This window comes from Allobosea sp. 10L417 (assembly GCF_056395485.1).
Window position 1 is genome coordinate 92,796 of record NZ_JBFTJP010000002.1, and the last position, 19,742, is coordinate 112,537.

19 protein-coding genes are annotated in these 19,742 nt (G+C 66.5%); 9 read left to right on the plus strand and 10 right to left on the minus strand.

Annotated features, from left to right (window positions below; translation table 11 throughout):
* The first annotated feature begins 46 nt into the window (after positions 1 to 46).
* On the plus strand, positions 47 to 505 hold the full coding sequence (locus AC1DE3_RS06650) for a RidA family protein (RefSeq protein ID WP_441511067.1): 459 nt from the start codon (positions 47 to 49) through the stop codon (positions 503 to 505).
* A complete protein-coding gene (locus AC1DE3_RS06655; protein ID WP_441511068.1) occupies positions 502 to 1,638 on the plus strand; it encodes a D-TA family PLP-dependent enzyme in 1,137 nt (378 codons plus the stop codon). The genes AC1DE3_RS06650 and AC1DE3_RS06655 overlap by 4 nt, the downstream gene beginning before the upstream one ends.
* Before the next feature lie 21 nt (positions 1,639 to 1,659).
* Here AC1DE3_RS06655 and AC1DE3_RS06660 read toward each other — a convergent pair whose 3' ends face one another.
* The 6 genes from AC1DE3_RS06660 to AC1DE3_RS06685 form a co-directional block, all read right to left on the minus strand.
* Positions 1,660 to 2,202: a DUF2345 domain-containing protein gene (locus AC1DE3_RS06660; RefSeq protein WP_476852275.1), complete on the minus strand. Its 543-nt coding sequence runs from the start codon at positions 2,200 to 2,202 to the stop codon at positions 1,660 to 1,662.
* Positions 2,203 to 2,287: 85 nt separating this feature from the next.
* Complete coding sequence (locus tag AC1DE3_RS06665) at positions 2,288 to 3,019, minus strand: DUF1028 domain-containing protein (RefSeq protein WP_441511070.1); 732 nt, start codon at positions 3,017 to 3,019, stop codon at positions 2,288 to 2,290.
* Between the two features lie 12 nt (positions 3,020 to 3,031).
* Entirely contained in the window at positions 3,032 to 4,831 is a 1,800-nt protein-coding gene (locus tag AC1DE3_RS06670) for a gamma-glutamyltransferase family protein (RefSeq protein WP_441511071.1), read from the minus strand.
* Positions 4,832 to 4,848: 17 nt separating this feature from the next.
* Positions 4,849 to 5,730: an ABC transporter permease gene (locus AC1DE3_RS06675; protein WP_441511072.1), complete on the minus strand. Its 882-nt coding sequence runs from the start codon at positions 5,728 to 5,730 to the stop codon at positions 4,849 to 4,851.
* The gene (locus AC1DE3_RS06680) at positions 5,730 to 6,674 is read right to left on the minus strand and encodes an ABC transporter permease (protein ID WP_441511073.1); all 945 of its coding nucleotides are present in this window, start codon (positions 6,672 to 6,674) and stop codon (positions 5,730 to 5,732) included. The genes AC1DE3_RS06675 and AC1DE3_RS06680 overlap by 1 nt, the downstream gene beginning before the upstream one ends.
* A gap of 27 nt (positions 6,675 to 6,701) precedes the next feature.
* On the minus strand, positions 6,702 to 8,207 hold the full coding sequence (locus AC1DE3_RS06685; RefSeq protein WP_441511074.1) for an ABC transporter substrate-binding protein: 1,506 nt from the start codon (positions 8,205 to 8,207) through the stop codon (positions 6,702 to 6,704).
* A gap of 304 nt (positions 8,208 to 8,511) precedes the next feature.
* Here AC1DE3_RS06685 and otnK point away from each other — a divergent pair, with 304 nt between their 5' ends.
* From otnK to AC1DE3_RS06700, 3 genes are all read left to right on the plus strand, one after another.
* On the plus strand, positions 8,512 to 9,777 hold the full coding sequence (gene otnK / locus AC1DE3_RS06690) for a 3-oxo-tetronate kinase (RefSeq protein WP_441511075.1): 1,266 nt from the start codon (positions 8,512 to 8,514) through the stop codon (positions 9,775 to 9,777).
* Positions 9,778 to 9,882: 105 nt separating this feature from the next.
* The gene (locus AC1DE3_RS06695; protein WP_441511076.1) at positions 9,883 to 11,217 is read left to right on the plus strand and encodes a malonyl-CoA decarboxylase; all 1,335 of its coding nucleotides are present in this window, start codon (positions 9,883 to 9,885) and stop codon (positions 11,215 to 11,217) included.
* Between the two features lie 29 nt (positions 11,218 to 11,246).
* Positions 11,247 to 12,776: a malonate--CoA ligase gene (locus tag AC1DE3_RS06700; RefSeq protein WP_441511077.1), complete on the plus strand. Its 1,530-nt coding sequence runs from the start codon at positions 11,247 to 11,249 to the stop codon at positions 12,774 to 12,776.
* Positions 12,777 to 12,879: 103 nt separating this feature from the next.
* On the opposite strand, the gene AC1DE3_RS06705 is transcribed toward AC1DE3_RS06700, so the two are convergent.
* Together AC1DE3_RS06705 and AC1DE3_RS06710 are read right to left on the minus strand one after the other, a co-directional pair.
* Positions 12,880 to 13,644, minus strand: a complete 765-nt coding sequence (locus tag AC1DE3_RS06705; RefSeq protein WP_441511078.1) for an MBL fold metallo-hydrolase — start codon at positions 13,642 to 13,644, stop codon at positions 12,880 to 12,882.
* A 263-nt stretch (positions 13,645 to 13,907) separates the two neighbouring features.
* Positions 13,908 to 14,501 carry an NADPH-dependent FMN reductase gene (locus AC1DE3_RS06710; RefSeq protein ID WP_441511079.1) on the minus strand — a complete coding sequence of 198 codons (594 nt, stop codon included), beginning with the start codon at positions 14,499 to 14,501 and terminating at the stop codon, positions 13,908 to 13,910.
* A 76-nt stretch (positions 14,502 to 14,577) separates the two neighbouring features.
* On the opposite strand from AC1DE3_RS06710, the gene soxR reads away from it, so the two are divergent.
* Positions 14,578 to 15,033, plus strand: a complete 456-nt coding sequence (gene soxR, locus AC1DE3_RS06715) for a redox-sensitive transcriptional activator SoxR (protein ID WP_441511080.1) — start codon at positions 14,578 to 14,580, stop codon at positions 15,031 to 15,033.
* A gap of 3 nt (positions 15,034 to 15,036) precedes the next feature.
* Here the strand turns inward: soxR and AC1DE3_RS06720 are convergent, their stop codons facing one another.
* Entirely contained in the window at positions 15,037 to 15,837 is an 801-nt protein-coding gene (locus tag AC1DE3_RS06720) for a creatininase family protein (protein WP_441511081.1), read from the minus strand.
* 150 nt (positions 15,838 to 15,987) lie between these two features.
* Between AC1DE3_RS06720 and AC1DE3_RS06725 the strand changes: the two genes are divergently transcribed.
* The 3 genes from AC1DE3_RS06725 (at position 15,988) to AC1DE3_RS06735 (ending at position 18,833) form a co-directional block, all read left to right on the plus strand.
* Positions 15,988 to 17,019: an ABC transporter substrate-binding protein gene (locus tag AC1DE3_RS06725; RefSeq protein ID WP_441511082.1), complete on the plus strand. Its 1,032-nt coding sequence runs from the start codon at positions 15,988 to 15,990 to the stop codon at positions 17,017 to 17,019.
* A 120-nt stretch (positions 17,020 to 17,139) separates the two neighbouring features.
* Positions 17,140 to 17,961, plus strand: coding sequence for an ABC transporter ATP-binding protein (locus tag AC1DE3_RS06730; protein WP_441511083.1), 822 nt, complete (start codon positions 17,140 to 17,142; stop codon positions 17,959 to 17,961).
* The gene (locus tag AC1DE3_RS06735; RefSeq protein ID WP_441511084.1) at positions 17,958 to 18,833 is read left to right on the plus strand and encodes an ABC transporter permease; all 876 of its coding nucleotides are present in this window, start codon (positions 17,958 to 17,960) and stop codon (positions 18,831 to 18,833) included. The genes AC1DE3_RS06730 and AC1DE3_RS06735 overlap by 4 nt, the downstream gene beginning before the upstream one ends.
* A 34-nt stretch (positions 18,834 to 18,867) precedes the next feature.
* Here the strand turns inward: AC1DE3_RS06735 and AC1DE3_RS06740 are convergent, their stop codons facing one another.
* Positions 18,868 to 19,731 (minus strand): hypothetical protein, encoded by an 864-nt coding sequence (locus tag AC1DE3_RS06740; RefSeq protein WP_441511085.1) that lies wholly within the window; start codon positions 19,729 to 19,731, stop codon positions 18,868 to 18,870.
* Positions 19,732 to 19,742: the final 11 nt, after the last annotated feature.

Sequence of the window (19,742 nt, forward strand, 5' to 3'; positions counted from 1 at the left end):
GACGCCGGCGCGACAGACGTCGGCGACAATCGAAGAGAGGAATGCCATGAGCGCCGAGGACAGGCTGAAGGAACTGGGGTTGACGCTGCCGGAGGTGCCGACGCCGGTCGCCACCTATGTCAGCTTCAAGCAGGTCGGCGACATCGTCTATCTCTCCGGCCAGGGGCCGAAGCGGGCCGACGGCACCTATCCGACCGGCAAGGTCGGCAAGGACGTCACGATCGAGGAAGCCTATGAGCATGCCAAGCAGACCGGCCTCGGCCTGCTCGCGGCGATGAAGAAGGCGACGGGTTCGCTCGACAAGGTCGAGGTGGTCAAGCTCCTCGGCATGGTCAACGGCGCCCCCGATTTCGCCGACCAGCCCAAAGTCATCAATGGCTGCTCGGACCTGTTCGTCGCAGTGCTCGGCGATCGCGGCCGCCATGCCCGCTCCGCCGTCGGCATGGGGTCGCTGCCGAACAACATGACCGTCGAGATCGAAGTCATCATCAAGGTGCTGCCATGACTGCCGCTTCGACCAGCGTGACCGCCACCACCTCGCCGGCCGTCGATCAGCCGGCGGCCACCCCGCTCGCGGCCGAGATCGCGCGCGTCTACGGCACCCCGGCCGTGGTTGTTGACCTCGACAAGGTCGATGCCAACATCGCCCGGCTCCAGGCCGCCTGCGACACAGCCGGCGTCGCCAACCGCCCGCACATCAAGACGCATAAATCGCCGGAGCTCGCGCGGCTTCAGATCGAGGCCGGCGCGCGCGGCATCACCTGCCAGAAGCTCGGCGAGGCCGAGGTCATGGCCGATGGCGGCCTCGACGACATCATGATCAGCTACAACATCCTCGGCGAGGAGAAGCTGGGCCGCCTCGGGGCGTTGCAGCGTCGCGTCCGGATGATCGTGGCCGCCGATAACCCGGTCACGATCTCCGGCCTGCCGCGCGCTGCCGAAATCGCCGGTCGCGACCTCGAAGTCGTCGTGGAATGCGACACCGGCCGCAAGCGCGCCGGCGTCGAGACGCCCGCAGAGGCAGTCGAACTCGCCAAGATGATCGACGCCTCGCCGGGCCTGCGCTTCGCCGGCTTCCTGATGTACCCGCCGGAAGATGGCTGGGAGCGGACGCAAATCTTCCTCGACACCGCCAATGCCGGGCTGCGCGATGCCGGCCTCAAGGCCGATATCATCTCGACCGGCGGCTCGCCCAACATCCCCAACATGGGCAAGCTCAGGGGCGCGACCGAGCATCGCTCGGGCACCTCGATCTTCAACGACCGCATGCAGATCGCGGCCGGCGTCGCCACGCTCGATGACTGCGCGCTGACGGTCTACGCCTCGGTGGTGAGCCGGGCGGCGCCGGAGCGCGGCATTCTCGATTCAGGCTCGAAGACGCTGACCAGCGACAAGGGCAATCTCGACGGCCACGGCTACATCCTCGAATATCCACGGGCGCGGATCGCGCAATTCGCCGAGGAGCATGGCTTCCTCGACCTGTCCGGCTCGAACGAGCGGCCCGTGGTTGGCGAAGTCGTGCGCATCGTGCCGAACCATGTCTGCGTCGTCGTCAACATGGTCGACCGGCTGATCACAGTGCGCGGCGACAAGCTGATCGGCGAGCTGCCGGTCGCGGCGCGCGGCAAGCTGACGTAAGGCAGGCTGGCGTCGGGATTGTCAGTTCTGTAGAAGCCGCGACCCCTTCAGGATCATGTCGGAGGACGCTTTTGCCGTGAAGCGTCCGCTGGCCTGGATCGTGATGTCGCGGCCGTGCAGCTCGGCGGTCCCGTCCTTCTTCAGGTTCAGCCGGGCATCGCCGCTTCTCAGGAGCGCCGCGTCTGCACTCGTCGCCGTGAGGGTCTTGCCCGCAGCGACGTTCATTTCCCGCTCGGCTTTGATCGTCAGCGTCTTGGCGCTGGCGATCTCGAAATTCACCGTCGCGTTCAGAGTGCAGTAGCGGGTATCGAGAGAAACCCCTTGCCCTCCCGCGATCTGAAGCCGTCCGGCGACGGCGAAGCTCATACTGCCCCCGACGGAGAGAGCGAGCGTGCTGCCTGCCTGGATCGCACAAGGGCCGCCGCTCAGAAGCGTCAGCCGGCTCGCGGCGCTGATGGTCATGTTGCCGRCTCTGTCGACCGAGATCGCCTGCGTCAGAAGAGCGATCTGGGCCTCGAGCGCTGCGACGCGCCGCTGAAGGCTATCGACATCCGCATCGGCCATCGCAGCCTCCTGTCCATCGGCAAGGGCGAGGTGACGAAGCGTCAGGTTAGCATGCCGGGCTCGCGTCGCGGAAGCGCTGGCTCGGTTATCGGCCTTCCGGGTGCCGCGCGTTCCAGTTGGCGGCATAGTCCTCGCATAGCCTGTCGAGCTCGGCCCGGTCGGTAACGCCCGCCGGCCGGCTGCGCGAGGGCGCCGCCTGCTGGAACGGCACGTAGCGCTGGTGCGCGACGCGCCAGAGCCGGCGCAGCTCCGCCAGCGGGTCGGCATGGTCGTCGACGCGGATGTCGAAGCTCGGCACCGGCTCGCCGTTCCAGATGCGGATCGCGGCGGATTGCCGGCCGCGCTTGTCGCCGCCGGCCTTCTCGCCGGCTTCGAGAGCAACCAGCAGGCGCTCGTCGAAATCGAGCGCCGAGGCGGCGATATAGGCCTTCAGCGTCTCCTGCACGACCTCCGGTCCGGCCAGCATGTTGCCGGCGACCGAGACCTGCGGCCCGTCCACCGCTCCGCACCAGTCGATACAGGCCGCGCCCGTATGGGCTGCGATCCTGCCGTCGCGGTCGATGACATGGAGCTGGCGATGGGCGCGGCCTTCATCGGCCGCCGTCAGCGTCGCGACGATCTCGAGGGCCGAACGCCCCTCTTGCAAGAGCCTCAGGCCGTCGACGCCGTAGAGCGGATTGACGAAGGCCTGCGTCGCGATGGCGCCGATCCGGCCGCCGCCATAGGGCACGCGTGATCCGACGGCGAAGGCACAGGTCGAGACGGCGACGCCATAGGCGCCGGTGGCGACGTCGCGCGCGACGATGGACCAGGTCATGCGGCTAGTTCCTCAGCGGCCGGCGGCGTAGGCCTGCATCAGACGCGGCGTTGCTGCGGCGCGCAAGAGCCCGTCGGCGCTGCGTTCCGCCGCGGTGAGACGCCCCACGGTCCAGGCCGGCGCCTTTTCGATGGCGTGGCCGCGGCGCTCCAGCTCGGCGAGCGCGGCCGCACCGATGCTCTCCTCGATCATCATGTGGCCCGGCCGCGAGCTGCGCGGGTAGAACGAGGAGGGGAAATGCTGCGTGTGGAACAGCGGGAGATCGATCGCCTCCTGCAGGTTGAGGCCGTGATGGACCCGCCGCAGGAAGAGGCCGAGCTGCCATTGTTCCTGCTGGTCGCCGCCCGGCGTGCCGAAGGCAAGGCGGGGCTGCCCCTTCTCGAAGGCGATCGACGGGGTCAGCGTCGTGCGCGGACGCTTGCCCGGCGCCAGCGAGGAGGGCAGGCCCTCGTCCAGCCAGAACATCTGCGCGCGCGAGTTGAGCGGGAAGCCGAGTTCCGGGATGACCGGCGAGGATTGCAGCCAGCCACCGGAGGGCGTCGCCGCGATCATGTTGCCCCATTTGTCGATGACGTCGATATGGACGGTGTCGCCCTTGCGCCCGGCCGCGACCATCGAGGCCATGGTCGGCTCGCCGACGCTGGCGCCGCCCTGTCCCGGCTGGGCGATCGCGCCGAGCGCCTTCAGCGCATGCGCGACCTGCGCCTCGTAACCGGGTACGATGCCGGGGCGCAGCTCCAGCGAGGCGCGCTCGCTGATCAGGCTGCGCCGCGCGGCGGCATAGTCGGCCGATAGCAGGGTATCGAGCGGGACCTTCACGAAATCCGGGTCGCCGTAATAGGCCTCGCGATCGGCGAAGGCGAGCTTCATCGCCTCGACGACATGGTGGACGAATTCGGGGCTCGCCGGCCCCATTCCGGCAAGGTCGATGCCTTCAAGGATCTTCAGCGTCTGGAGGAAGGCCGGACCCTGACCCCACGGCCCGATCTTGAAGACCTCCCAGTCGTGATAGGTCACGGAGGTCGGCGTCTCGTAGGTCGGCTGCCAGTTTGCCATGTCCTGCGCGGTCAGCAGGCCCTTGTTGCGGCGGCCCGAGGAATCCATGACTTCGGTGGTGCGGCAGAAGCGGTCCATCGCCTCCGCGACGAAGCCCTTGTACCAGGAATCATAGGCCGCCTGGATCTGCTCCTGCCGGTCGGAGCCTGCGGCCTCCGCCTCGCTCAGGATGCGCTTGTAGGTCGCGGCTGCCGCCTTGTTGGCGAAGAGCTTGCGCGCCTCCGGCACATTGCCGCCGGGCAGATAGACGGCTCCCGAGCTCGACCATTCATTGGTGAAGAGGTCGGTGAGTTCCCGGATCGAATCCGAGACGCGCGGCAGCATCGGATGCCCGTTCTCGAAATAGCCGATGGCCGGCTCCAGAACCTCGCGCAGCTTGAGCCGGCCGTGGTCGCGCAGCAGCGTCATCCAGCCGCCGAAGGCGCCGGGGATCACGGTCGCGAGCAGACCGGAACCGGGGATCAGGTCGAGGCCGAGCGCCTTGTAGGCGGCGATTGTCGCCGCCTGCGGGGCAGGTCCTTGCGCGCAGAGCGTCTCGACCTTCTGGGTTTCAGCCGAATAGAACACGGCCGGCATGTCGCCGGCCGGGCCGACGAGATGGGGCTCGACCACCTGCAGCACGAAGGCGGCGGCGGCGCAGGCATCGAAGGCGTTGCCGCCCTTCTCCAGCATCGCCATGCCGGAGGCGGTGGCGAGCCAGTGCGTCGAGGTGACGACACCGAAAGTGCCGAGGATTTCGGGGCGGGTTGTGAACATGGGCGTATCCCTGAAGCCTAGTTTTCTTTCGGATCGAGCGCGTCGCGCAGGCCGTCGCCGAGGAGGTTGAAGCCGAGCACGGCAAGGAAGATGCAGACGCCCGGCGCCACCGACATCCACGGCGCCTGCTCCATGAAGTTCTTGGCGACGTTGAGCATCTGACCCCAGGACGGCGACGGCGGCTGCTGGCCGAGGCCGAGGAAGGAGAGGGCGGCTTCCAGGATGATCGCCTGCGCCATGAACAAAGTCGACTGCACCACGATGGGGGACAGGGTGTTGGGCAGCACATGGCGGAACATCAGCCTCGCGTCCCGCGCGCCGACCGCGCGGGCGCCTTCGACGAAATCCTCCATCTTCACGCTCATCACCTGGCCGCGCACCAGCCGGATGAAGATCGGCACAGCCGCAAGCCCGATCGCGATCATCGCATTGGTCAGCGACGGACCGAGCACGGCGGCGAAGGCGATGGCGAGGATCAGGAAGGGGCAGGCGAGAAGCGCCTCGGTGACGCGGGAGATCACGATATCGGTCCAGCCGCCATACCAGCCCGCCAACATTCCGAAGGGCAGGCCGACCGCCACCGCGATCAGCACCGAGACGATGCCGGCGAGCAGCGAGGCCCGCGCGCCGAAGAACAGCCGCGAGACCTGATCGCGCCCCAGCTCGTCGGTACCGAACCAGTAGAGCTCCGAGGGCGGCTTGCGGATGGCGAGGAAGTTGGACTTGAACGGGTCGGCCAGCGGTAGGATCGGCGCGAACACCGCCATCAGCACGAAGATCAGAACGAGCCCGCCGCCGATCAGCGCAGACTTGTTGCGGACGAGCCGGGCGAGCACGCCCGGACGTGCCGTGACGCCGCTCGCAGAGCCTGCGGCGGAAATGGAATCGAGCGATGCCATCAGCCGGACCTCAGGCGCGGATTGACGAGGATGTAGAGGATATCGGCCAAGAGGTTCATCAGGATGAAGCCGATGGCCGTGCACAGCACCACGCCCTGCACCACGCCGTAGTCACGGTTGAACACGGCATCGACGATGAGCTTGCCGAAGCCGGGGATGGTAAAGACCTGTTCGGTCAGCACCGCGCCCGCCAGCAACTCGCCGAAGAGCAGGGTCGTCAGCGTGATGATCGGCACCAGCGCGTTGCGCAGCGCGTGGCGATGCACCACCGTATCCTCGTCGAGCCCCTTGGCGCGGGCGGTGCGGACATAGTCCGAGCGCAACACCTCCAGCATCGCCGAGCGGGTATGGCGCATCAGGAAGGCGGCGAGCCCGTTGCCGAGCACGAAGGCGGGCATGATCAGCCGCTGGATCGCCTCCCAGGGGTGGACGAAGATCGATTCATAGCCCGAGGCCGGCAGCCATTTCAGGTGCACCGACACCAGCAGGATCAGCATGATCCCGAACCAGAAATTCGGGATCGACAGCCCTGACAGCGCGACTGCGCTGGCGGAGTAGTCGACGATCGTGCCCTTGCGCCGCGCCGCCAGGATCCCGATCGGGATGCCGATCGAGATCGCGACGAGGATCGAGGCGGTGGCGAGCTGGATCGTCACCGGCAGCTTCTGCAGGATCAGCCCGAGCACCGGCTCGCCCGTGCGCAAAGAGCGGCCGAAATCGCCCTGGACCACTTGTCCGAGCCAGGCGAAGAACTGGACGAAGATGGGATCGTCCATGCGGTAGATCTCGCGCAGCCGCGCGATCACCTCCGGGTCGCGCTCCTCGCCTGCGATGACGAGGAAGGGGTCGCCCGGCAGCGCGCGCTGCAAGGCAAAGACGAAGAGCGATACCAGGAACAACGTCGGTATCGCGATGAAGAAGCGGCGAATGATGAGCGTGGCCATGGGCCACTCCTCACGGCATGAGCGCCGTCACGAGCGCTTCAGCCCGGCAAGCCGGATCATCCCGTCCGGGTTGATCACGAAGCCCTGCAGGTTGGAGCGCAGCGCGAAGAATACCGTCTGGTTATAGAGATAGATGATCGGCAGATCGTCCTGCAGGATCTTCTGCGCGGCGTCGTAGAGCTTCTTGCGCTCGGCTGGCTCATAGACGGTGCGGGCCTGGTTCAGCAGGCGGTCGACCTCCGGATTGGAGTATTTTCCGTCGTTCTGGCCGCCGCCCGTGGTGACGAAGGGATGGATGTTGCCGTCTGGGTCGATGCGGCCGGACCAGCCGATCCGGCTCATCTGGAACTTGCCCTGCTGCTGGTCGCGCAACTGACTGGCGAACTCGGTCGAGCGAATCTGGATGTCGATGCCGGCTTCCTGCGCCATCGCCTGGATGACCTGGCCGAGCTGGGCGTCGACGGGGTTGTTGGTGACGAAGAGCTCTGCCGAGACCTTGGGCTGTCCGGCTTCCTTGAGCAGGGCTTTGGCCTTGGCGACGTCGCGAGCCGGAACCGGAAGGTCGGCGCTGATGTAGAAATTACCCGGGTTGAACGGCTGGTTCATCGGCTCATAGAGCCCCTCGAACACGACCTGGCTCAGCACCTTGCGATCGATGGCAAGCGACAGCGCCTGACGCACGCGCTTGTCCTGCCCCATCGGCTGTTTCGCGGCCTCGCCATTGTTGGTGTTGATGGTGATGCCCTGATAGCCGAGATTGGCCATGCTCATGACCTTGAGCGATTTGTCTGATTGAGCCGATTTCACATCGGTCGGCGCAAGACGTTCCAGCATGTCGAGCTCGCCCGAGCGCAGATTGGCGAGGCGGACTGTCGTGTCCGGGATCGAGCGGTAGAGAATGCGGTCGAAATTGTACTTGTCCGCCTCCCAATGCTCCCGAAATTTTTCCAGGACGATGCGGTCGTTCTGGACGCGCTCGACGAACTTGTAGGGGCCGGAGCAGACCGGCTTCGCGGTGACGTCGCCGGAGAGGCTTTTGGGCGAAAGCATCATGCCGGCACGGTCGGTCAGCTGCGACAGCAGCGTGGCGTCGGGCCGCTTCAGCTTCAGCAACAGCGTCGTGGCGTCCGGCGCCTCGACCTTGTCGACCGAGGCCAGTTCCGATTTGCGCAGCGAATCCGGCAAGGTCATCGCGCGCTCGAGATTGGCCTTGGCAGCTTCCGCGTTGAAGGGCTCGCCGTCGTGGAACTTCGCATCGCTGCGCAGCTTCATGGTCAGCGTCAGCCCGTCGGCGGAGAAGTTCCATTCCGTCGCCAGCCGTGGCACCAGCTTCAGCTCCGGCGTGATGTCGACGAGCCTGTCGCACAGGCCCATGAAGACGATGCGGCCGACGAAGGTGCGCGCCTTGTGCGGATCGAGCATGTCGGGGTCTTCCTGCAGCCCGATGCGCAGGGTCGAGGGCGTCTGCGCGAGCGCCGGCAAGGTGGCGAGCGCGAGAGCGGCGGCAGAGACGGCGACCTTCAATAGCTTCATGCTTTCCCCCGTTTTTGATGGTTTTGGGAAGACGCACCCGGCGATGCCGGCAAATGCCGCCGCGCCGAATTCGTTCCTCATGGCACCAACCTGACTCAGAATGGCGGGGCCGTCGATCATGCGCCGCATCAATTCGCGGGCAGCTCTGCCTCATCGAAAGGCAGGGCTGGATGCCGAGCGGGCAAAGCCGGAACGCATGTCTTCAGGGGAACCGCCGGATGCGGTGATGGCGGTCGCCTCGCCGCGCATCGGCCGCTAGAACTGGCGTGAAGAACCAAGGCGGATGGCTGAGGGAGAGGACCGTATGCTGCTGGGCGTGATTGCCGATGACATGACCGGCGCGACCGATGTCGCGCTGATGCTGAACCGGGCGGGCATGCGGACCGTGCAGGTCATCGGGGTGCCGCCGGCCGGCAGCACGCTGCCGGAAGCCGATGCGGTCGTCGTCGCGCTGAAGTCGCGGACCAATCCGGTGGCCGAGGCCGTCGCTGATTCGCTCGCCGCCTGCGAGGCGCTGCTGAAGGGCGGCGCGCGCCAGATCCTGTTCAAATACTGCTCGACCTTCGATTCCACGGCCGAAGGCAATATCGGCCCGGTGGCGAATGCCCTTGCCGAGCGCCTCGGTGCGAAGCTTGCCATCGTCTGCCCGGCCTTCCCGGCGAACGGCCGCTCGATCTATCAGGGCTATCTCTTCGTCGGCGCCATGCCGCTGCACGAGAGCTCGATGAAGGACCACCCGCTGACGCCGATGCGGGATTCGAATCTGATGCGGCTGATGGCGGCGCAGGCCATGACCGAAGTCGGCCTCGTCGACTACACGGCCGTGCTGGCAGGCCCCGCCGCAGTGAAGGCGCGCCTCGCCAAGCTGCAGGCCGACGGCGTCCGCTATGCCGTCACCGACGCCCTCACCAACGAGGACCTGATGACGCTCGGCCACGCTGTATCCGAGCATGTCCTGTTGACCGGAGGTTCCGGCATCGCGATGGGCCTGCCGCAGAATTTCCGCCGCGCCGGCCTGCTGCCGGAGCGCCCGGGCCCGCAGGAGTTGCAGGCGCCGGCCGGCCGCGCCGGCATCATCTCGGGCAGCTGCTCGACGGCGACGCGCGGCCAGATCAAGGCGGCGCTGGAAGCTGGATATCCGGCGCTCAAGGTCGATCCGCTGGCGTTGGCCGCGGGCAGCCAGGATGCAGCCGGGCTCGCTGCCTGGGCGTTGGCTCAGGCGCAGGACAAGCCTTTCCTCGTCTATTCCAGCGACGACCCGGCCGAAGTCTCCGCCGTGCAGGACAGGCTGGGCCGCGAAAAGGCCGGCAGCATCGTCGAGCACGCCTTCGCTGAGCTGGCGCGGCGCCTCTCGGAGGGCGGCGTGACGCGGCTTCTCGTCGCGGGCGGCGAGACCTCGGGTGCGACCGTGCTGGGCCTCGGCATCCGCACGCTGGAGATCGGCCCGGAAATCGACCCCGGCGTGCCCTGGACGCGCGTGGTCGACGGGCCGGACATGGTCGTGGCGCTCAAGTCCGGCAATTTCGGCACCCCGGATTTCTTCCTGAAAGCCTGGAACCTGTTGCGCTGATGCCCGATTTGCCTGCGCTGAATCTCGTATAGGATCAGGGCATCGACCCGGAAAGCGGCTTCCGGTTTTCGGGAAAGTCGACGCCGGGTCGAACTGGGAGCCCGCATGGATATGGCGTTTCTCGGCGAACTTCTGACGAGCGTGGCCGATCGTGGCCGCGCCCTGATCGGTTTCGAGCGCTTCCTCGGCAATCGCGCCCGGCCTATCGACCGGCTCTGCGAGGATCTGCTCTCCGGCCGGGGGGAGGCCTCCGGGATGGCGCTGGCGCAGGCGGTGCTCGAAGCCTGGCAGCGGCTCGACAAGCCGGGCCGCCTTGCTTTCTTCAATCTGCTGCAGGAGCGTTTCGGGCCGGATCACGCCCGGCTCGACAAGGCGATCGAGACCTATCGCGCCAAACCCGATGCGGCAGCCACCTCGGCGCTGCATCTTGCTGCGGAGCCGCGTCGGCAGGAGCTGCTGCGCCGCCTCAATCTCGCGCCGGAAGGCACGCCCGTGCTCGTGCGAATGCGCGAAGCGCTGTTCGAGGCGATTGAGACGCAGGCCGATCTCAAGGCGGTCGACGACGATTTCCGCCATCTCTTCGGCTCCTGGTTCAACCGAGGCTTCCTCGTTCTGCGCCGCATCGACTGGCGCACCCCGGCGAATGTGCTGGAGAAGATCATCCGCTACGAGGCGGTCCACGAGATCCAGGGCTGGGACGATCTCCGGCGCCGGCTGGAGCCGGCGGACCGGCGTTGCTTCGCCTTCTTCCATCCCCAGCTGGTCGACGAGCCGTTGATCTTCGTCGAGGTCGCCCTCACCACCGAGATACCGCGCAGCATCGGCGAGGTGCTGAGCCCGGAGCGCGAGGTGTTGGCGGCGCAGGAGGCGACGACCGCGGTGTTCTATTCGATCTCGAACTGTCAGGAGGGGCTGCGCGGCATCTCCTTCGGCAATTTCCTGATCAAGCAGGTGGCGGAGGATCTGAAGCGCGAGCTGCCGGGGCTCGACACCTTCGTCACGCTCTCGCCGGTGCCCGGCTTCGGGCGCTGGCTCGCCGGTGTCGCTGCCGAGCCCGGCGAAATCGCTCTCACCAATGAGGAGCGCTCCGAGCTTGCCCGGCCCGGCGGCGAGACCATCTCGCTCGACGATGCGACGAAGGCGCGTCGCGACAAGCTGCTCGGCCAGATGACGGCGGAATACATGCTGAGGGCGCGCACGAGTTCAGGCCGGGTCATCGACCCGGTCGCGCGCTTTCATCTCGGCAATGGCGCCAGGCTGGAGCGGATCAATGTCGGCGGCAATCTCTCGGCGCGGGGCCTGCGCGAATCGCATGGCGTGATGGTCAACTACCGCTACGACCTCGACGATATCGAGACCAATCACGAGGCCTTCGCCACCCGCAACACGGTCGTGGCCTCCTCCGGCGTGCGCAAGCTGCTGCGCCCGGCGGCAAATTAAGACGGAAACGCCTGAAAGGACCCGAAATCATGGGCAATCACCTGTTTGACCTCATCCGCTCGCGCATGCCGGCGCCGGATGCGCCCTTCGCCGAGCTCGATGACGGCAGGCGCTTCACCTATGGCGACATGCTCGCCGTCTCCGCCCGCTTCGCCAACGCTCTCGTCGGGCTCGGCGTGAAGCCGGGTGACCGCGTCGCGGTGCAGGTCGAGAAGAGCTTCGAGGCGCTGATGCTCTATCTCGGCACCGTCCGGGCCGGCGCGATCTTCCTGCCGCTCAACACCGCCTATACCCCGGCCGAGATCGAGTATTTCCTGGGCGATGCCGAGCCGGCCGTCTTCGTCTGCGATCCCGCCAAGGCCGAAGCGCTGCGTCCCTATGCCGAAAAGGCCGGCGCCAAGCTGGAGACGCTCGGCGTCGGCAACGGCAGCCTGCTCGACAAGGCCAATGCCGCTTCGGGCGACTTCGCCGATGTCGCGCGCGGGCCGGACGACCTCGCCGCGATCCTTTACACCTCCGGCACGACCGGGCGCTCCAAGGGCGCGATGCTCAGCCACGACAACCTGTCGTCCAATGCGCTGGCGCTGGTCGATTACTGGTGCTTCGGCAAGGGCGATGTGCTGCTCCACGCTTTGCCGATCTTCCACACGCACGGCCTCTTCGTCGCAACGAATGTGATCCTCTTCGCCGGCGCCTCGATGATCCTGCTGCCGAAATTCGATCCGGATCAGGTCTTCAAATACCTGCCGCAGGCGACGAGCATGATGGGCGTGCCGACCTTCTATGTCCGGCTCTTGCAGGATCAGCGACTGACGAAGGAAGCGACGAAGCATATGCGCCTCTTCGTCTCCGGCTCGGCGCCGCTGCTGGCCGAGACGCACCGCGAATGGCGCGACCGCACCGGCCACGCCATCCTCGAGCGCTACGGCATGACCGAGACCAACATGAACACCTCGAACCCTTATGAGGGCGATCGGGTGGCCGGCACGGTCGGCTTCCCGCTGCCGGGGGTCTCGGCGCGCGTCACCGATCCCGAAACGGCCAAGGAACTCGCCCGCGACGAGATCGGCATGATCGAGGTCAAGGGACCCAACGTCTTCAAGGGCTACTGGCGCAACCCGGAGAAGACCAAGGCCGAGTTCCGGCCGGATGGCTTCTTCATCACCGGCGATCTCGGCAAGATCGATCCCGCCGGCTACGTCCATATCGTCGGACGCGGCAAGGACCTGATCATCACCGGCGGCTACAATGTCTATCCCAAGGAAGTCGAAACCGAGATCGACGAGATGCCGGGCGTGATCGAGAGCGCCGTCATCGGCGTGCCGCATCCCGATTTCGGGGAGGGCGTCACGGCCGTCGTCGTCGCCAAGCCGGGCGCCGAGATCACCGCAAAGGGCATCGCCAAGGCGTTGGAGCAGCGGCTCGCGAAGTTCAAGCAGCCCAAGCAGGTCTTCGTCGTTGCCGAGTTGCCGCGCAACACCATGGGCAAGGTCCAGAAGAACCTGCTGCGCGAGCAGTACAAGGACATCTACGCCAGGCAGCTGAAGGCCGGCGAGTAGGCGGCTCGCTCCGTCATTCTCGGGCGAATGGAAGCTTCGACCCGAGAATCTCGTTCAGAAGATGCTCGGGTCAAGCCCGAGCATGACGGTTGACGCAGTCGGGTCACACCATCGCCGGCACGCCGAGTTCGATCGTCTCGCCATCGGCGGGAATACGCAGGCGCTGCATGTCCACGCCGCGTTCCTTCGCTGCCTTCCGCAAGGCGGCCCGCGTCACCGTGGCGTGGTCGAGCGCTTCCATATGCGTCGCGATCACCGTCGCCAGCGCGAAGGCCTCGGCGAGGTCGAGCGTCTGCGTGTCGTCCATCACGATCAGCGTGTTGTCCCACATCGCGCCGCAGGAATGCGTGACGATGATGTCCGGGCCGGTTGCTGCCACCGCGTCGCGCAGCGGCGGGTAGAGCACGCTGTCGCCGCACCAGTAGATGGTCGGCTCGCCCGGCGCCTCGAAGCTCAGACCCATGACGTGGCCCATCGTCTCGGCGACGGCGCCGGTGCCATGCTGGGCCGGATGCCGTTTGAGCACGATCGGCCCGAGCCGGACGAAGCAGTCGATCGCGGTGATGGAGGAGAAGCCCGCCTGCGCGATCGCCGCCTCGTCGCCGGGCTGGCAGATGACCGGCAGGTTCTTCGGAACGCGCTGCTTGGCGACCTCGTCGAAATGATCGGCATGGAGATGCGAGACGATCACCGTGTCGACGCCGGCGATGATGTCTTCGATCGGTTCGGGCAGGTCGACCATCGGGTTCTGCGAACGCCCGGTGAAGGAGCGGCGGCTGTGGCGCGGGCCGAAATCGGGGTCGATCAGGAAGGTCCTGCCGCCATAATCGAGTTTCAGCGTCGCGTTGCGGAGAAGTTTGAGCTTCATATCCGTCGGCTCCTCATCAAGGAGGGGCATTGTTCCGCATCCCACCACGAGGAGACCAGTTCGGATTTGTGAAGCGGTTCCCACGTTCGCGTGACGTATCGGCGCCCGTTGGAGAATGCCTCCAGCCCTCATCCTGAGGAGCCATTTCGTTAGAAATGGCGTCTCGAAGGATGCTCAGGGAGGTGCTGGAGATATCTGGGGCATCCTTCGAGACGCCGCTTCGCGGCTCCTCAGGACGAGGGCTGGCGTGATCGGGAAGCCTCTCACGCCGCCGCGAACTGGCCGTAGGGTACGCTCTCGCGCGCCTTGCGCAGCGCGTTCGCCCACCAATGCAACTGCGCCAGCATCGTCGCCATCGCCTGTTCGGCACGGTCGGCGTCGAGCAACTGCCCCTCCGCGTCGAAGCGAGACCAGACATCGGCGAAGGCGACGCCGTCGCGGATCGGCGCGGCATGCAACTCGCCGAAGACGAGACGCAACTGCTCGACGGCGCGCAGGCCCCCCGAGATGCCGCCATAGGAGACGAAGCCGACCGGCTTGCCCCGCCATTCCGGCCCGACCGCGTCGATCAGGAACTTCAGGATCGCCGGATAGCCGCGGTTGTATTCGGGCGTCACCACGACGAAGCCGTCGGCCCAGCCGATGATCTGCCTGAGCTCTTCCAGGGCAGGGTGCTTGCCGCTGACATGGCGTGGCGGCAGGACGATCTCGCCGGGGTCGACGACGGCAAGATCGAACGGGCCGTCGCCCTGGATCTGGGAGACCGCCCAGCCGGCGACCTTGTCGCAGAAGCGGCCTTCGCGGCTGCTGCCGTAGATCAGGGCGAGCCTGATCCGTGTATCGACCTTCTGGTGCATGGAAACGCTCCGGTTTGCATCACGGGAGCAGGGCTTATAGAACCTCAACTAAGGTTAAGGTCAAGAGGCTTGTTCCATGTCCCAGCAGGCGCGTTTGCCCGGCGAGCTCAGCGTCGGTGATGTCGCCCGCCGCAGCGGCCTCGCCGTCTCGGCGCTACATTTCTATGAGGCGGAGGGACTGATCCGCAGCCATCGCGCGCCCGGCAACCAGCGCCGCTATCCACGCGAGGTGCTGCGCCGGGTCGCGATTATCAAGGTGGCGCAACGCGCCGGCATGCCGCTGAAGACCATCCGTGAGGCCTTCAGGGCTCTGCCGCAGGAGCGCACGCCGACCGTCGCGGACTGGACGCGGCTGTCGTCCGCCTGGAAAGAGGAACTGGAGCGTCGCATCGACCGGCTGACGCGGTTGCGCGATCATCTCAACGGCTGCATCGGCTGCGGCTGTCTCTCGGTGCGCGATTGCCCGCTGCACAATCCGCTCGACCGGCTGGGCGAGGAAGGGCCGGGTCCGCGCCTCCTCGATCCGGATTGACGTTCAGCCCGCCTTGTAGAGCGTATCGAGCGGCATCCGCGCGACATCGGCCATCAGCTGGACGAAGCCTTTCGCCTGCAGTGCCGCGGTGGCCTTGCCCTTCTCCGCCGTTGCGAGGCTGGCGTCGCCAACGGCGCCGGAGCGGTTCACATCCTGCGCCATCCAGGCGAAGGCATGCGGCCCGGTCGGCCGCAGATGCGTGTAACCCTCTTCGGCCATGGTCACGGTATGCGGTTTGAAGAGTGCGGCCTTGCTCATGTCGACGAGGTCCGGCCGGAAATGCCGCATCAGCGAAGTCTCGACGTCGCCGCCATGGATGCCATGGCGGGTGTCGAGTTCGTCGAAGATGCCTTCCGGCAGGCCGAAGGACATCCAGGCGGTGCAGACGGCAAGCATGCCGTGGCCGACACGCAGCTCCCGCGCGACGATCTTCATGGGATCGACATTGCCGCCATGGGAGGTGATCAGCACGAGCTTGCGGAAGCCGGCGCGTTTCACGCTCTCGCCGATCTCGATCCAGGAGCGGATCGCGCTTTCCCAGCCGATCGTCAGCGTCCCCGGCGAATGCAGATGCTCGTTCGACTTGCAGACCGCCTGAGTAGGCAGGACGAGCACGTCGAGATCGGCCGGCACCAGCGGCATCGCCTCGGCAAGCATGGCGTTCATGACGGTGGTGTCGACCGAGACCGGCAGATGCGGGCCATGCTGCTCGATCGCCGCCAGCGGCAACACTGCCACGGCGCTTTCGGGCGAGAGCGCGGCGAAATCGGAACTCTTCAGGTCGCCCCAGAAACGTGCGGTCATGATGAACAGGCCTGTCAGGAGCCGGCTGGGTTGCCTGGTTTCTGTGCAGAAAGCGGGCGGCACGGCGTTGCATTGTCCCGCCGTCCTATCGCATGGGATAAGCAGACGGGCCAGTAGTCGGCCGGCGGCAGGCGCAGGGGAGATATCGAAATGGCGACGATGAAATATCGCGTGAACCGGCGCGCAGCGCTCGGGCTGATCGGCGGTTCGACCGCATCCCTGCTCATCCCCGTGCCGGGCGCTCGCGTCAGCGCACAGACGCTCGACAAAGTCAGCTACCAGACCAACTGGCGGGCCCAGACCGAGCATGGCGGCTTCTACCTGGCCGCGACCAACGGGATCTACAAGAAGTACGGCATCGACGTCGATATTCGCCCCGGCGGCCCGCAGCAGAACCCGACGCAGCTCCTGCTCGGCGGCCGCGTCGACATGATCATGGGCAATTCGCTGGAGGCGCTCAGCTTCGCGCAGGAGAACCTGCCGTTCCTCTGCATCGCCTCGATCTTCCAGAAGGACCCGCAGGTCCTGATCTCGCATCCCGGCCAGGGCAACGACACCCTCGCCGACCTCAAGGACAAGCCGATCCTGATCGGCGCGCAGGCGCGCGTCGGGTTCTGGCCGTTCCTGAAGCTCAAGTTCGGCTATCGCGACGAGCAGATCCGCCCCTACACCTTCAACATGGCGCCGTTCCTGGCCGACAAGAAGGTCTCGCAGCAGGGCTTCCTGTCCTCCGAGCCCTTCGTCATCCGCAAGGCGGGCGTCGAGCCGGTCGTCCATCTCCTCGCCGATGCCGGCTTCGAGAACTACAACACCACCATCACGATCTCCCGGAAGATGGCCGAGGAGAAGAAGGAGCTGGTGCAGCGTTTCGTCGACGCGACGCTCGAGGGCTGGGCGGAATACATGAAAGGCGGCCCCAACATCGCCGCTGCCAATGCCCGGATCCTCAAGGACAATCCCGACATGGATCAGGAGAAGATCGACTACGCTCTCAAGGTGATGAACGAACGTGGCATCGTGCTCTCCGGCGACGCGCTGACGCTCGGCATCGGCGCCATGACCGATGCGCGCTGGGCGAGCTTCGCCAAGACGATGACCGAGGCTGGGGTGATCCCGGCCGGCGTCGACGTCAAGAAGGCCTACAGCCTTGCCTTCGTGAACAAGGGCATCGGCAAGGCATAGGGCGCGTCATGCTCGGGCTCGACCCGAGCATCTCGGAAACCAGCGCCTTCTCTTCATGAGCTTCTCGGGTCTGCGCTTCGCCCGAGAATGACGGCATTTCGCAGATTGGATCATCAGGCTTTGGACACGGCCTATCTAAGCACACCCGCAGGCAAAGAGACCACCGGCAACCCGCTGGTGGCGGTCCGGCACGTCTCGAAGCGCTTCGCCAACGGCACGCTCGCTGTCCACGATGTGGACATCGAACTCGGGGCAGGGCAGTTCGTCAGCCTGCTCGGCCCCTCCGGCTGCGGGAAATCGACGCTGCTGCGCATGATCGCGGGCCTCGGCGCGCCGACCTCCGGCACGATCACCTGGCCGGGCGAGGCGGGCGCCGCGCAGGGCAGCTCCGGCCATGGTGCGCGCGATCTCGGCTTCGTCTTTCAGGACCCGACGCTGATGCCCTGGGCGAATGCCCTCGCCAACGTCATGCTGCCGCTCAAGCTCAAGTGCGTGCCACGGGCCGAGGCCGAGGCGCGCGCGGCGCAGATGCTGGCCCTGGTCGGCCTCAAAGGCTTCGAAAAGTCCTATCCGCGCGAACTCTCGGGCGGCATGAAGATGCGCGTCTCGATCGCCCGCGCGCTGGTGATGCGCCCGAAGATCCTGCTGATGGACGAGCCCTTCGCTGCGCTTGACGAGATCACCCGCCACCGCCTCAACGACGACCTGCTGGAGCTGTGGTGGCGCGAGCGCTTCACCGCCGTCTTCGTCACCCATTCGGTGTTCGAGTCGGTCTATCTCTCGCAGCGGATCGTGGTGATGGCGGCCAGGCCCGGCCGGGTCATGGCCGACCTCTCCGTCGAGGCCGACTATCCGCGCGACGAGCTGTTCCGGACCTCCGGCGAATACGCCCATCTCTGCCGCGTCGCCTCCACCAAGCTCAAGGAGGCGATCGGCCGATGAGCGCGCCCGTCGAAACGCTGGCGTCGGACGGCACCGACGCGCAGGCGCTGCCCGTCGCTGCGGCCGAAGCCCGCATTCTCGGCCTGCCGGCCGGTGTCTGGCCGCGCATCCTCGCTCCGCTCGCGATCGGCGTGATCGTGCTGGCGCTCTGGGAATTTGCCGTCCGCTGGAACGAAATCCCGTCTTATGTCCTGCCCGGGCCGATCCTGGTCGGCCAAACGCTGGTTGCCGATTGGGGCACGCTCTCCGGCTCGCTCTGGGTGACACTGAAGATCACCTTCATGGCGCTGGCGGCGGCCATCGTCGTCGGCGTGACGCTTGCCGTGCTGTTCAGCCAGTCGAAATGGCTGGAGATGGCGCTGCTGCCCTATGCCGTCATCCTGCAGGTCACGCCGATCGTCGCCATCGCCCCGCTGATCATCATCTGGGCCAATGATATCGACTTGTCGCTGCTGATCTGCGCCTGGATCGTCGCCTTCTTCCCGATCCTGTCGAACACCATCCTCGGGCTGAATTCGGCCGACCATAACCTCGTCAACCTGTTCGAGCTCTACGGCGCCTCGCGCTGGCAGACGATGCGCTACCTCAAATTGCCGGCGGCTCTGCCCTATTTCCTGGCGGGGCTGAAGATCTCGGGCGGACTCGCGCTGATCGGCGCGGTGGTGGCGGAGTTCGTCGCAGGCACGGGCGGCAGCGCCTCGGGCCTCGCCTATCGCATCCTGGAGGCCGGCTATCAGCTCAAGATCCCGCGCGTCTTCGCCGCGCTGGTGATGATCTCGCTGTCGGGCATCGCGATCTTCCTGGCGACGAGCCTGGTCTCCCATCTGCTGCTGCATCGCTGGCACGAGAGCGCGATCAGGCGCGAGAACTGACGCTGACCTGGCGGGGAGTGGCCTCGCCTACGCTTCAGACGAAATAAGCGAGCTTGCGATCGGCCTGCAGCGCGTCGATCTCGCGCAGGCCGGCCTCCGAATAGCCGGCGGCGACGCGCTGCGGCTCGGGCGAGGCGGCAACTGGTTCCTCGAAGGTGAGGTCGTCGTCGAGGAGATGCACGGTTCCCATGCGCGTCTCCGGTGCGGCCTGGTCGTTGAGCTGGTACGGGGCTGGCGGCTCGTCTGCCGCGGCGGCGCTTGCGTCGCGATACTCGCGACGGATCGCCGGCGGGGACGGCGCGGTGGCCATGCTCCCCTCGGCCGCCGCGGCCATGATCTCGAAGCTGGTGCTCGGCTCTCGCGAAACCTCGCCGAAGGCGCGCAGGCTTGAATCCAGCATGGCGATGGTGTCGGAGATCTTGTCGATGCGCTGGACGAGCCCGTCGACGACGGCGATCGCGGTCGATATCTCGGCAGAGTGCTGATCCAGCTTGTCGCAGAGCCCTTCCTCGGCGCCCGCCTCGCGCAGGCTCCAGGCCGCCTCCTGGATGCTTTCGGTGGCGGACAGGACGGTGCCGGCTGCCTGTTCGATCCGGGCCGCGAGCCCGGACGAGCGGATGTCCGGCTTGCCGCTCACGCGTTCCAGGTCGCTGCGCAGATCGCTGATCAGGGCAGCGGCTTCGATCAGGTTCGTTTCGCGGCTGGTCTCCTGCACGCCGAGCCCGACGACCCGCTCGATCCGGTGAATTGCACCGAGGAGCTGGAGCGTATCGGCCTGGCGGTTGCGCTTGGCGTATTCCGTCATGAACCAACGGCCGCGCGACGTCTCCATGACCGCGGCTTCGATTGCCTCGTAGTCGGCCTGGCTCAGCGGTGTCAGCGAGCGCGGTTCGCCCATGACCATTCTGC

What these genes read in the sequence shown, in the direction of transcription:
- AC1DE3_RS06695 (WP_441511076.1), top strand. Translation starts at nt 9,883, where the DNA reads ATGGATATGGCGTTTCTCGGCGAACTTCTGACGAGCGTGGCCGATCGT.
- AC1DE3_RS06725 (WP_441511082.1), top strand. Translation starts at nt 15,988, where the DNA reads ATGGCGACGATGAAATATCGCGTGAACCGGCGCGCAGCGCTCGGGCTG.
- AC1DE3_RS06665 (WP_441511070.1), bottom strand. Translation starts at nt 3,019, where the DNA reads ATGACCTGGTCCATCGTCGCGCGCGACGTCGCCACCGGCGCCTATGGC.
- AC1DE3_RS06700 (WP_441511077.1), top strand. Translation starts at nt 11,247, where the DNA reads ATGGGCAATCACCTGTTTGACCTCATCCGCTCGCGCATGCCGGCGCCG.
- AC1DE3_RS06740 (WP_441511085.1), bottom strand. Translation starts at nt 19,731, where the DNA reads ATGGGCGAACCGCGCTCGCTGACACCGCTGAGCCAGGCCGACTACGAG.
- AC1DE3_RS06670 (WP_441511071.1), bottom strand. Translation starts at nt 4,831, where the DNA reads ATGTTCACAACCCGCCCCGAAATCCTCGGCACTTTCGGTGTCGTCACC.
- AC1DE3_RS06710 (WP_441511079.1), bottom strand. Translation starts at nt 14,501, where the DNA reads ATGCACCAGAAGGTCGATACACGGATCAGGCTCGCCCTGATCTACGGC.
- AC1DE3_RS06680 (WP_441511073.1), bottom strand. Translation starts at nt 6,674, where the DNA reads ATGGCCACGCTCATCATTCGCCGCTTCTTCATCGCGATACCGACGTTG.
- AC1DE3_RS06720 (WP_441511081.1), bottom strand. Translation starts at nt 15,837, where the DNA reads ATGACCGCACGTTTCTGGGGCGACCTGAAGAGTTCCGATTTCGCCGCG.
- otnK (WP_441511075.1), top strand. Translation starts at nt 8,512, where the DNA reads ATGCTGCTGGGCGTGATTGCCGATGACATGACCGGCGCGACCGATGTC.
- AC1DE3_RS06685 (WP_441511074.1), bottom strand. Translation starts at nt 8,207, where the DNA reads ATGAAGCTATTGAAGGTCGCCGTCTCTGCCGCCGCTCTCGCGCTCGCC.
- AC1DE3_RS06655 (WP_441511068.1), top strand. Translation starts at nt 502, where the DNA reads ATGACTGCCGCTTCGACCAGCGTGACCGCCACCACCTCGCCGGCCGTC.
- AC1DE3_RS06705 (WP_441511078.1), bottom strand. Translation starts at nt 13,644, where the DNA reads ATGAAGCTCAAACTTCTCCGCAACGCGACGCTGAAACTCGATTATGGC.
- AC1DE3_RS06650 (WP_441511067.1), top strand. Translation starts at nt 47, where the DNA reads ATGAGCGCCGAGGACAGGCTGAAGGAACTGGGGTTGACGCTGCCGGAG.
- AC1DE3_RS06735 (WP_441511084.1), top strand. Translation starts at nt 17,958, where the DNA reads ATGAGCGCGCCCGTCGAAACGCTGGCGTCGGACGGCACCGACGCGCAG.
- AC1DE3_RS06675 (WP_441511072.1), bottom strand. Translation starts at nt 5,730, where the DNA reads ATGGCATCGCTCGATTCCATTTCCGCCGCAGGCTCTGCGAGCGGCGTC.
- soxR (WP_441511080.1), top strand. Translation starts at nt 14,578, where the DNA reads ATGTCCCAGCAGGCGCGTTTGCCCGGCGAGCTCAGCGTCGGTGATGTC.